The sequence below is a fragment of the Streptomyces sp. NPDC096132 genome, from assembly GCF_044763345.1.
Taxonomy (GTDB): Bacteria; Actinomycetota; Actinomycetes; order Streptomycetales; family Streptomycetaceae; genus Streptomyces.
The window spans coordinates 348,695-360,321 of record NZ_JBIWGA010000010.1; the positions used below are offsets into that span (position 1 = coordinate 348,695).

Consider the following 11,627-nt stretch of genomic DNA (forward strand, 5'->3'; position numbering starts at 1 on the left):
CCTGCCGGGAACCGGGCCGACCCCTCCGGGGGCCGTCCCCGTCGCGCAGCGAACCGCGTCAACCCTGCCGGGAGCCACGCCGACTCCCCCAAGGGCCATCCCCGTCGTCCAGCGAGCCCCGTCAGCCCTCCCGGGAGCCACGCCGACTCCCCCAAGGGCCGTGCCCGTCGTGCAGCGAACCGCGTCAACCCAGCCCGGAGCCACGCCGACCCTCCCGGGGGCCGTACCGGTCGCGCGGCGAACCGCGTCAGCCCAGCCGGGAACCGGGCCGACCCCTCCGGGTGCCGTCCCCATCTCGCAGCGAACCGCGTCAACCCTGCCGGGAGCCACGCCGACTCCCCCAGGGGCCGTGCCCGTCTCGCAGCGAACCGCGTCAACCCAGCCCGGAGCCACGCCGACTCCCCCAAGGGCCATCCCCGTCGTCCAGCGAACCGCGTCAACCCAGCCCGGAGCCACGCCGACCCTCCCGGGGGCCGTACCGGTCGCGCGGCGAACCGCGTCAGCCCAGCCGGGAGCCACACCGACCCGGCTCGGGGCTGCGGCGGCAGGCCCCGGGGCCACGTCGGCCCAGCCCGGGGTCGCGACGCCACACCCCGGTACGTCGCCGTCTCCGTCGGTGTCCACGCCGTCGCGCCCGCTCCAGTCACCGGCGTCACTCCCGCCGGTGCCGGGGGCCGCGTCACGTCCGGCTACCTCGTCCACCCCGCGCGCGGTCGCGCAGCGGCGCCCCGTCGAGCCCGTTCCCCCGCCGTCGGCCACCCCGGCGCGGGGCATCCGGGTGTCCCCGGCGGCGCCGCGTCCGGCGGCGCCCGCCATCCCCCTGACCAGGTCGGCCCCGGCCCCGGTGCAGCGGCGTACGCTGCCCGCCCGTCTCCTGTCCGCCCCGTCCGCCCCGACTCCGGCCGTGCCCCGGGGCACGGACACCGACGGCGACCGTCCGGCGTCCGGCAAGGAACCCGCGCCGGGCCCGGGCCCGGTGGCGGCGGCCGCCCCGGTTCCCCCGCCGGGGGCGGCCGACGGGGTGCCCGCCCCTTCCGGCGGGCACCCCGTCCAACGGTCGGTGCCCGGACCCGCCGCCCCTCCCGCGCCGGCCCCGCTCCCCGCCGAACTTCCGGTCCAGCGGGCGGTTTCGCGTACGCCGGACCACGCATCCACGCCCACGCCTCCGGCACCCGGGCCCCGGCACCAGGACACGCCCCCGGCCGCATCCGAGCGCGCGTCCACGAACCCGTCCTCGGCAGCCGCCCCCGCAAGCCCCGTCCAGCGAGCCGCGCACTCGCCCCAGGCCCCGCGCCCGCGGAACGCCTCCACGCAGGCCGACCCCGCCCCGGCACCCCACGCCCACGCGCCCGAACCCCGGCACCAGGACGCCCGTACACAGAAAGCGACCACAGCGCACACCGGTCACACCGGTCACACCGTCCAACGCTCCACCCCCGGACAGGCGCCCGCCCGCACGACCGCCCCGGTCACGCCCCCCGTGCAGCGAGCCGTACGCGGACACGGACACCAGCACGACGCGGCGCGAGCCGCCGACACCCCGGCCCCCGGCCGACAGGACGCCGTCCCGAACGTCCAGCGCGCCTCCACCCCAGGTACGGCCCCCTCCCCCGACGCCCCCGCGAACACCACGGCGTCCCCTCACCCTCGTACAGGCCTGGGCGCCCCCGTCAAGCCGACGACGGCCGCCACCCGCACCCCCGTCCAGCGCGCGCCGAAGCTCCCCACGCCCGCCGCCACCCCGGCGCCCCCCGCCCGCCCCCTCCTCGGCGCCCCCCTCCCCACCCGCCCCGCGGACACCACCGCCCCCGCGCCGCAGCCCACACCGACCACGCCTCCCCCGGCCGTGGTCCAGCGAGCCACCCCTCTCCCCGTCCCACCGCCGCCCGCGCGGACCACCCCCCTTCCGGCCGCCCCGTTCCCGGCCCCCCGGCCGCCCGCCCCCACCGCCCCCGTCCAGCGCCGCGCGGTCGCCACCGTCGTACCCCTGCGCCGTACCGCCCCCGGCACGGACCCCGTCCCCGTGGTCCAGCCCCGCACCACCACCCTCAGCACCCCACCCCTCCCCACGGCGGGCCCCACACCGCAACCCCCCACCACCGCACCGCCGTTGCCCCAGCCGGCACCACCCCCGCTCCCCACGCCCGCGGCCACCCCCACCGTCCAACGACGTCAAGCCCCCACCCTCCCGGCCGCCCCCCGAACCCCACCCAAGCCATCCCCCACCGCGACCACCGCCGCGCACGCGAACGCCCAGCCGGGCCCCGCCCCCGACACCACCGCTCCCGCCCCGTTCGACCCGCGTGCCCTCACCGACTTCCAACTGGACGAACTGACCCACCGCCTCACCGGCCGCATCACCCGCCTCCTGCGCACCGAACTCCGCCTGGACCGCGAACGAATCGGCAGACTCCGCGACCCCCGCCGCTAGCAGGCGTCCCCAGAAAGGCCAGATCCCTCGATGTCCCGCGATCTCGACCCGGGCTCCACCATCTTCTTCACCCTGACCATCGACGGCGAAAGCCTCGGTTACTTCAACGGGTGCGAGGGACTGTCCTCCCAGGTGGAGATCGAGCACCGCCAGGAGGGCGGCAACAACGGCTTCGTCTGGGCGCTCCCCTCCCGTGTCACCTTCTCCAACATCCGGCTGACCCGCCCCCTCACCCCGGACACCGCCAAGGTCGCCAAGTGGATCTCCTCGATCACCACCGGCGTGACCCGCCCCACCGCGCAGATCGCGGCCCTGCGGGCGGACGGCTCGGAGGTCGCCCGCTGGGGCCTGATCGACGTACTGCCGGTCAGCTGGCAGGGCCCCTCCCTGGACCCCGCGAACCCGGGCGTCGCCACGGAGGTCCTGGAGATCACCCACCACGGTTTCACCGACTAGGCCGGAGCGAGGACACACATCATGGCCAAGGGCAGCAGGAGCGGCGCCGGCAAGAGCCTGGTCCGCGCGACCCTCTCGATCCACGAACCGCCGGTCGGCACCAGCACCACACCGGGCGGGCTGCGGAAATCCTTCGAGTTCGAGTTCAACCCGGCGCAGTTGCAGGTCGCGCGCCGGGCCGTGTGGAAGGTGACCCCGACCGCCGCCGTCCGCGACGGCTCCAAGCCGGAGTTCATGGGTCCGGAGCCGCGCGAGATGAGCGTGGAGATCTTCCTGGACTCCTCCGACGAGCCGGACAGCAACACCGTCATGCAGAAGGTGGAGGCGCTGTTCGACTGCTGCGAGGTCACCACCGGCAGCATCGCGGCGAACCAGCCCTCGCCGCCCTGGGTGGTCTTCCAGTGGGGCTCCTTCTCCACCGTGCACTTCACGGCCTACGTCAGCAGTGTCGACGTCACCTACTCCCTGTTCGGCACGACCGGCGTCCCCATCCGCGCCACCTGTCAGGTCCACCTGCACGAGATCCCCAGCAAGACCAAGGGCCAGAACCCGACCTCCGGCGCCCTGACCGCGCAGCGCGTCCACCGGGTCGTGGCGGGCGACTCGCTGCAGTCGCTGGCCTGGCGGGAGTACGGCGACACCTCCGCCTGGCGGGCCATCGCCGAGGCCAACGGCATCGACGACCCCACCCGGCTGCCCACCGGCATCGAGCTCATCCTCCCGTCGGCCGGGGAGGTGCGTGCCTGATGGTGGCGACCGCCTTCTCCAGCATCATCAAGGTCACCCTCGGCGGCAGCCCGCTGCCCCCCGACTTCGCCCCGCTGCTCGTGGAGGGCTGGGTGGACCAGGGGCTCGGGGTGCCCGCCTCCTTCCGGCTGACCTTCCGCGACCCCTACCGGCTCGTCCTCGGCAAGCTGGGCGTCAAGTTCGGCACCCCGGTCGTCCTCACGCCCATCGCCGACGGCCAGGGCGCCGGCGACCCCCTGCTCACCGGCGAGGTCTGCGGCCTGGAGGCCGACTACGACGGCACCGGCTCGTTCACCGTCATCCGGGGCTACGACGCCGGCCACCGCCTGATGCGCCAGCGCCGGATCGCCGCGTACCGCAACCAGAGCGCCTCCGACATCGCCCGCAAGCTGGCCGCCCAGGCCGGTGTGCCCGTCGGGAAGATCCAGTCCACCAAGACCGTCTACGAGTTCATCAGCCAGGCCAACGTCACCGACTGGGACTTCCTCGCCCGTCTCGCCGACGAGAACGAGATGGTCATGTCGGTCGACGCCAAGGGCAAGTTCCAGTTCGTCAAGCCGGACCCGGCCTCCGGGGCGCCCCCGACCTCGACCCCCGGCGAGAAGAGCCCGTTCGTCCTCGAGGCCGGCACCGACATCCTCCGGCTGCGTGCCGCCGTCACCACCGCCGAGCAGGTCGCCACGGTCGAGGCCCGCGGCTGGGACGTGACGACGAAGAAGAAGCTGACCGCGACCGCGCCCGCCACCACCAACCCGGGCATCAGCATCGGCACGACCCCCGGTGAGGCGGCCGCCAAGTTCAAGCCGGCCAAGCTGGTCGACGCGCAGACGCCGTACGACCGGCAGTCGGAGGTGAAGTTCGCCGCCGAGGCCCTCGCCGACGACGTCACCGGCTCCTTCGCCGAGCTGGAGGTCATCGCGCGCGGCACCCCGAAGCTCCGCCCCGGCCTGCCCGTCACCCTGGCCGACGTCGGCAAGCCCTTCGAGGGCAAGTACACCGCCACCTCGGTCCGTCACGTCTTCGGCGACGGCAAGCACTACGAGGCCTGGGTGACCGTCAGCGGGCGGCAGTGGCGGTCCCTGTACGGCCTCGCCTCGGGAGGCGGCAACGCGCAGAACGGCCTCAACCTGCCCGGCACCACCAACGCCCTGGTCACCGACATCCAGGACCCGCTGAAGCAGGGCCGGGTGAAGCTGCAGTTCCCCTGGCTCGACGACGTCTACATCAGCGACTGGACCCGGGTCATGCAGTGGGGCGGCAAGGACGGCGGGTCGATCTTCCCGCTCGACGTCGGCGACGAGGTCCTGGTCGCCTTCGACCGGGGCGCCCTCGACCACCCGTACGTCATCGGCGGCCTCTACAACGGCAAGGACAAGCCGACCCCGGTGAAGGACGTGCCGCTGCACGACGGCGCCCGCCGCCGCGCCGCCCGGCACACCCTGTCCGACCGCGACGGCAACCGCGTCGACCTGCTCAGCCAGAAGACCGGCGGCCGCAAGCAGGGCGTCCGTGTCACGTCCGGCGACGACAAGCTGGTCATCAACCTGGACCGCACGAAGACCGAGATCACCGTCGACAGCAAGGGCACGGTCAGCATCACGGGCAGCCGCTCGGTGAGCATCGAGGCCGGCACCGACCTCACGCTCAGCGCGCGCCGCAGGCTCACCATCAAGAGCGGCGGGCTGCTCGACATCCGGGGCACCGGCATGGTCAACCTCAAGTCGCTGACCAGCGTGGTGAACGTGGACGCGATGGGGGCGCTCAGCCTCAAGGCGGGCGGTGCCGCGACCGTCAGCGCGGGCGGCACCGTCCAGGTCAACGCCACCGCCAACGTGGGCATCCGGGCCGCCACGCTCCTGCTGCAGGGCGTGGTGATGGTCAACAACAAGCCGTATCCGATCCCGTGACGGACGGGCATTTCCTCAGGAGGGTGGCCGTCTGATGGCCGAACAGTTCGTCGGGTCCGGCTGGGCGTTTCCCCTGCGCATCGGCCCCACCGGAGGCATCGCCCTGGTCAGCGGCGAGCGCGAGATCGAGGAGGCGATCCGGCTGATCCTCGCCACCGCGCCGGGCGAGCGCCCCATGCGCCCCGAGTTCGGCTGCGCCATCCACGACCTGGTGTTCGCCCCGGTCAACGAGGCGACCGCCGGCCGTATCCAGCACGAGGTGTACACCAGCCTGGACCGCTGGGAGCCGCGTATCGAGGTCAACGACGTCGAGGTCACGGCCGGCGCCGAGCAGGGCGTGCTGTGGATCGACGTCCGCTACTCCATCCGCGGGACCAACAACCCGCGCAGTCTCGTCTTCCCCTTCTACGTCATTCCGTCCCACGAAGAGCCGGGTCTGCCCGGCCCCTCCGGTACGGCTTCCGAAAGCGACCGCTGATGGCCCTGCCCTCCCCCAACCTGGACGACCGCCGCTTCCAGCAGTTCGTCGACGACGCCAAGCGCTACATCCAGCAGCGCGCGCCGGAGTGGACCGACCACAACGTCTCCGACCCGGGCGTCACGCTCGTCGAGACGGTCGCCCACATGGCCGACCAGATCGTCTACCGGCTCAACCGGGTCCCGGACAAGAACCACCTGGCCTTCCTGGACCTGGTCGGCATCCGGCTGTTCCCGCCGTCGGCGGCCCGCACGGAGGTCACCTTCTGGCTGTCGGCGCCCCAGGAGGAGACGGTCCTGCTGCCGACCGGCACCGAGGTGGCGACGGTCCGCACGGAGGGCGAGGACGCGGTGGTCTTCGCGACGGAACGCGAACTCGCCGTCGTCCCCAGCGCGCTGGCCCATCTGGTCGTCCAGCACCAGGGCGAGCCGGTCACCGACGTCACCACCGACCTCGCCGAGAGCAAGGACGTGCTGTGTTTCGCCGAGGCCCCGCGCCCGGGCGACTGCATGCTCCTCGGCCTGAGCGCTGCCGTCCCGCACTGCGCCGTGGCCCTGGAACTCGACAGCCGTGTCGACGGCGTCGGCGTCGACCCCCGCCAGCCGCCGCTGGTCTGGGAAGCGTGGACCGAGGACGGCTGGCAGCCCTGCGAGGTGGACCGCGACGGCACCGGCGGCCTCAACCGCCCCGGCGAGGTCGTCCTGCACGTCCCCGGCGGGCACGTCCTGTCCCGCTCCGGCGGCCAGGAGGCCGGCTGGCTGCGCTGCCGCGTCACCGAACCCCTCCCCGGCCAGCCCTTCTACACGCTGTCCCCCACCATCCGCTCCGCCGAGGCGTTCACGGTCGGCGGCACCGCCCCGGCCGTCCACGCCGAGACGGTGTACGACGAGGCGCTCGGCGAGTCGACGGGCCTGCCCGGCCAGCGTCTGCGCCTCGCGCACGCGCCCGTCGTGGGCGACGACCCGCCGTTGTTGCTGCAGACCGCCGAGCACGAGGGCTGGATCGACTGGTGGGTCGTGCCCCACTTCGCCGCGTCCGGCCCGGACGACCGCCATGTCACCCTCGACGCGGCCACCGGCGAGATCGCCTTCGGCCCGTCCGTCCGCGAACCCGACGGTCGGCTGCGCCAGTACGGGGCCGTGGCCCCCAAGGGCGCGGTCGTCCGAGCCCGCCGCTACCGCACCGGCGGCGGCCGGGCCGGCAATGTGGCGCGCGGCGCCGTCCAGGTCCTGCGCACCTCCGTGCCGTACGTCTCCGAGGTCGTCAACCGGGAGGCCGCGCGCGGCGGCGTCGACGGCGAGACCGTCGAGGAGGCGAAGCTCCGCGCCCCGATCACCCTGCGTGCCCAGGAGCGGGCCGTGACCCTGCGCGACTACGAGGAGCTGGCGCGCCGGGCGGCCCCCGAGACGGCCCGCATCACCTGCCTGGAGGGCGAGCCCGACGAGCACGGCTCGTACGCGGTACGGGTGCTGGTGGTCCCGCAGGCGGTCCCGGACCCCGGCGGCCGCCTGCGCTTCGAGCAACTGGTCCCCGGCGACTCCCTGTTGGACCGCATCATGCGTCACCTGGACGAACGCCGTCTGATCGGTACGCGGCTGGCGGTGGGCCCCCCGTACTACCAGGGCGTGACGGTGGTCGCGACGGTGCACGCCTTCCGCGGGGTCGACACGGACCGCGTCCGCCGGCAGGCCCATGACGCGCTGTACCGCCACCTCGACCCGCTGACCGGCGGCGCGGACGGAAAGGGCTGGCCGTTCGGCCGGCCGGTGCAGGCGGGCGAGGTCTTCGCCGTCCTGCAGCGCGTACCGGGGGTGGAGCTGGTCGACCAGGTCATCCTGCACCCCGCCGACCCCCTGACCGGCAAGCGCGGCGAGGCGACCGACCGGATCGATCTGTCGCCGCCGGCCCTCGTCTTCTCGTACGACCACCGGGTGCGCGTGATCGGGGACGGCTCGTGAGGGGGCGCTCCGCCGGGGGGGCCGTGACGGGTTGCTGTCGTCGGTCAAGTGCGGCTGCGTCGTGGCTGGTCGCTCCCCCACTCTCGGCTTCGCTCGAGCGGGGGGACCCCCATCGCGGCGAAGCCGCTGATCGGCAGGGCCCCGCGCCCCTTCAGGGGGTTGCGGCTCTGGAAGGAAGTGGCCCGTGAGGGGATCTGTCGACGGGCTCGGCTCGTCCGCGCCGATCGGTGCCATGCTGCCCGCCGTCTTCGCCGACGACGACCTGGCCCAGCGTTTCGTCGGGGGCCTGGACGACGTCATGGCGCCGATCCTCAACGTCCTGGACTGTCTGCCCGCCTACTTCGACCCGGCCCTCGCCCCCGTCGACTTCACCCGCTGGCTGTCGGGCTGGGTCGGCGCGGAGACCGACGGCACGGAACCGGAGCCGAGGCTGCGGGCCGCCGTCGCCGCGGCCGCGTATCTGCACCGGGTGCGCGGCACCCGCCGCGGCCTGTCGGAGGCCATCCGGCTGGCGTTCGGCGTGGAGCCGGAGATCGAGGAGAGCGGCGGCTCCGCCTGGAGCGCCCGCCCCCTCGGCCCGTTCCCCGGCGACCACCGCCCCCACCTGCACGTCACGCTGCGTCTGCCCGCCCCCGGCCCGGCGGACCAGCACCGCCTGGACGCCCTCGTGGCCGCCGCCCGCCCCGCCCACATGCCCTACACGGTCAAGGTGACCGTCGCCGAAAGGACCCCGGAGAGATGACCACCCAGAACTGCGCCGAGTGCGGCACCCGGGCGGAACCCGGCCAGTCCTTCTGCGACGCGTGCGGAGCCGTACTGAGCTGGACGGACCGCACCCCGGCGCGGGCCGGCACGGGTGCGGGAGCGACGACGTCCGCCGGCACCGGATCCGGAACGGGCGCCGGCACGTCCGCCACGGTGTCCCGCACGTCCTCGTCGTCGTCCGCGTCGTCGTCCTCCTCCGCTACGTCGACGGCGGCACCGGACGCCACCACGCGCACCCGCGACGACGACCCGGCCCCCGAGCCCCCGGCGGCCGACGACGCCGAGGACTCCGGGCACTCCGCGGACCCCGAGGACTCCGGGGCCTCCGGGGACGACGAGGACACCACGGAGACCCCCCTCCCGGCGCTCCCCCCGGAGACGACCGCGACCGCCGACGACGGAACGGGCCCCACCACCCCGACCCCCGCCCTCGGCGACACGATGGCGGCTCGGGCCCGTTCCCTGCTGGTCCCCGTGACCGAGCCGGAGGAGCCCGCGCCCACCGCACCGCCCACCGTGGCCCCGGTGCTGCCGGGCGTCCCGGTGGCGGACCGGCCGCAGGTCCGCGCGCCCGGCCCCGTCCAGGGCGAGGAGAACGGCGTCGCCTGCCCCTGGTGCGCCACGCCGAACCGCCCCGACCGGCACTTCTGCACGCGCTGCGCGATGCCGATGACCCTGGAGGACCGCTCCTCGATCCGGCTCCCCTGGTGGCGCCGACTGTTCAACCGCAACGGTGAGACGCCGTGGGCCGGTGACCGCCCCCGTCTGCGCCGCACCTTCGACCGCATCGTCACCTGGGTGATGGCCGCGGTCGTGCTCACCCTCCTGATCGTCGCCGGCGTGAACACCCCGGACGCCGTCCAGGCCACCAAGGACCACTTCGCGAAGCGGGCGGCGGTCTCCCCGGACACCTTCGCGGCGTCCCGCTCGTACCCCGGTCACAAGCCTGACCTGGTCTTCGACAAGATCAACAACACCTGGTGGGGTCCGGGCGTCTCGCAGTCGGGTGAGGGCGAGTGGATCGAGGCCCGCTTCAACGAGCCGACCCGCCTTCTCGACCTGATCATCACCTCCGGCACGTCGACCCGCCCCGACCAGCTCACCGAGTCGGCGCTGCCGCACCGCGTCAAGGCGACGATCACCCTGAAGAACGGCACGACCACGACCCGCGATCTCGTCCTCGACCAGCAGGCGGGCGGCCAGCGCCGCGCCTTCCGCGTCGGCGAGGTCACCAAGGTCCGCTTCACGATCGAGTCGGCGTACGGGGCCTCCGCGAGCAAGCAGGTGGCGCTTGCCGAGATCGAGTTCTTCGGCCCGTCGAGCGCGAACGCGTCCTGACGAAGAGACAGTCGGCCGGCCGCGGGGAGGGTGCCGCGGCCGGCTTCTTCATGCGCGCGGCAGGGATCACAGGACCGGGAAACTCCTTGCGTAACTCAAGCAATAGGTTTATGGTTGCCTAAGTTAAGCAACGAAGCCAGCCCTCGTCCCGCCCGCTGCGGAAGGAACCGCCGTGTTCGCCTCCTTCATCCGCTTCGTCGCCTTCGGCGGCGGCACCGGAGTCCTGTGCAGCCTCGCGGTCCCCGCCCTCGCCGGCCTGATGCCCTGGACCCTGGCGAACGCCCTGATCACGATCGCCTCGACCGTCCTGTGCACCGAACTCCACGCCCGCTACACCTTCCGCACCGGCCGCCGCGCCGACCTGCGCCACCACTGGCAGTCGGCGGGCTCGGCCGCGGCCGCCTACGCGGCGACGAGCGCGGCGATCCTCACCCTCCACGCGATCGACCCGACCCCCGGCCTCCTGACGGAACAGGTCACCTACCTGAGCGCCTCGGCCCTGGCCGGCATCGGCCGCTTCCTGATCCTGCGCCTGATGGTCTTCACGACACCCGCCCACGAGAACACCTCGACTCCGGCCCCGGCCCGGGCAGTCACGCGCCGTACGGCCCTCGCCGCCGCGTGACCACCCGTGCGCCGCTGAGGAAGTCCAGGACGAGCGGGCTCGCGGTCCCGCTCGTCGGCCTGTTCCTCGACCTGATCCGCGACGTCGCACGGGACATCGACGCCGCCCGGGCAGCCAGGTGACCCCGTCAGCGGCTCAGGGTGCGTAGCCGCGCAGGAGGACGGCGATCGTCTCGTTCGAGCCCTCCTCGATCCGCTCGGTGGAGAGCGCCCCGCTCAGCGCCAGGGCGGTCAGGCCCTGAAGTGCGGCGGTGAGCGGCATGGCCAGGCGGTCGACCGGGCCCTCACGGACCTCTCCCCGGCGCTGCCCGTCCTCGATCAGTCGCGTGCCCAGGGCCGCCGGCCAGTCCAAACTGGCCAACCTGTTGTTCACCCTGGAACTGCAACGCCGCCTCACCGCCGCCGGCTCCCCCGTGCGCGCCATGGCCGCACACCCCGGATGGGCCAAGACCAACCTGACCAGCCACGACTCCAGCGCGCTGCGCCGCTTCGCCGTCAACGTGGCATCCGCGTTCATCTCACAGGACAGCAGGGCGGGCGCGCTCCCGACCCTGTACGCCGCGACGCAGGACCTGCCGGGCGCCAGCTACGTCGGCCCCGACGGCAGCGGCGAGCGGACCGGCCCCCACCCTCGTGGGCCGCTCCAGGGCGGCCGGCAACCCGGAAGCCGCCCGCCGCCTGTGGACCCTGTCGGAGGAACTGACCGGCGTCACGTTCCCCGAAGGACTGCGCACCGCGACGGGACGACCTCCACGTCACACCGCACTCGACGCGCCACGGGAGGAACCGGCGCCGCCCCCCGCAGCCGGGAAGAGCCGCTGAACGGCCGCGACGACGGCGGCACGGCGGGCCGCCGCGGAGGGGTCGCGGACCTGGTCGGCGGCCGCGTCCACGAGGTCGAGCTGGCCGGCCCAGGCCGTGGC

At 74.1% G+C, this 11,627-nt stretch carries 11 protein-coding genes and 1 pseudogene; 11 read left to right on the forward strand and 1 reads right to left on the reverse strand.

Annotated features, from left to right (window positions below; all coding sequences use genetic code 11):
• The first annotated feature begins 844 nt into the window (after positions 1-844).
• The 10 genes from ACIRF9_RS25270 (at position 845) to ACIRF9_RS25315 (ending at position 10,827) form a co-directional block, all read left to right on the forward strand.
• Positions 845-2,431, forward strand: coding sequence for a hypothetical protein (locus ACIRF9_RS25270; RefSeq protein WP_403826383.1), 1,587 nt, complete (start codon positions 845-847; stop codon positions 2,429-2,431).
• A gap of 30 nt (positions 2,432-2,461) precedes the next feature.
• Positions 2,462-2,887 carry a phage tail protein gene (locus ACIRF9_RS25275; RefSeq protein WP_390845793.1) on the forward strand — a complete coding sequence of 142 codons (426 nt, stop codon included), beginning with the start codon at positions 2,462-2,464 and terminating at the stop codon, positions 2,885-2,887.
• 21 nt (positions 2,888-2,908) lie between these two features.
• On the forward strand, positions 2,909-3,634 hold the full coding sequence (locus ACIRF9_RS25280) for a LysM peptidoglycan-binding domain-containing protein (protein ID WP_403826387.1): 726 nt from the start codon (positions 2,909-2,911) through the stop codon (positions 3,632-3,634).
• On the forward strand, positions 3,634-5,541 hold the full coding sequence (locus ACIRF9_RS25285) for a VgrG-related protein (RefSeq protein ID WP_403826389.1): 1,908 nt from the start codon (positions 3,634-3,636) through the stop codon (positions 5,539-5,541). Before ACIRF9_RS25280 ends, ACIRF9_RS25285 begins: the two co-directional genes overlap by 1 nt.
• Before the next feature lie 34 nt (positions 5,542-5,575).
• Positions 5,576-6,019: a GPW/gp25 family protein gene (locus ACIRF9_RS25290; RefSeq protein ID WP_133910924.1), complete on the forward strand. Its 444-nt coding sequence runs from the start codon at positions 5,576-5,578 to the stop codon at positions 6,017-6,019.
• On the forward strand, positions 6,019-7,977 hold the full coding sequence (locus ACIRF9_RS25295; RefSeq protein WP_403826393.1) for a putative baseplate assembly protein: 1,959 nt from the start codon (positions 6,019-6,021) through the stop codon (positions 7,975-7,977). The genes ACIRF9_RS25290 and ACIRF9_RS25295 overlap by 1 nt, the downstream gene beginning before the upstream one ends.
• A gap of 184 nt (positions 7,978-8,161) precedes the next feature.
• Positions 8,162-8,719, forward strand: coding sequence for a phage tail protein (locus tag ACIRF9_RS25300; RefSeq protein ID WP_403826396.1), 558 nt, complete (start codon positions 8,162-8,164; stop codon positions 8,717-8,719).
• Positions 8,716-10,080, forward strand: a complete 1,365-nt coding sequence (locus tag ACIRF9_RS25305) for an NADase-type glycan-binding domain-containing protein (RefSeq protein ID WP_403826399.1) — start codon at positions 8,716-8,718, stop codon at positions 10,078-10,080. Before ACIRF9_RS25300 ends, ACIRF9_RS25305 begins: the two co-directional genes overlap by 4 nt.
• Before the next feature lie 172 nt (positions 10,081-10,252).
• A complete protein-coding gene (locus ACIRF9_RS25310; protein ID WP_403826402.1) occupies positions 10,253-10,705 on the forward strand; it encodes a hypothetical protein in 453 nt (150 codons plus the stop codon).
• A complete protein-coding gene (locus tag ACIRF9_RS25315; RefSeq protein WP_403826405.1) occupies positions 10,702-10,827 on the forward strand; it encodes a hypothetical protein in 126 nt (41 codons plus the stop codon). Before ACIRF9_RS25310 ends, ACIRF9_RS25315 begins: the two co-directional genes overlap by 4 nt.
• A 13-nt stretch (positions 10,828-10,840) precedes the next feature.
• Here the strand turns inward: ACIRF9_RS25315 and ACIRF9_RS25320 are convergent, their stop codons facing one another.
• A complete protein-coding gene (locus ACIRF9_RS25320) occupies positions 10,841-11,056 on the reverse strand; it encodes a hypothetical protein (RefSeq protein WP_403826408.1) in 216 nt (71 codons plus the stop codon).
• Here ACIRF9_RS25320 and ACIRF9_RS25325 point away from each other — a divergent pair.
• Positions 11,040-11,526, forward strand: a pseudogene (locus tag ACIRF9_RS25325) (hypothetical protein); the annotation flags it as partial. The gene ACIRF9_RS25320 and the pseudogene ACIRF9_RS25325 overlap by 17 nt on opposite strands.
• Between the last annotated feature and the right edge of the window lie 101 nt (positions 11,527-11,627).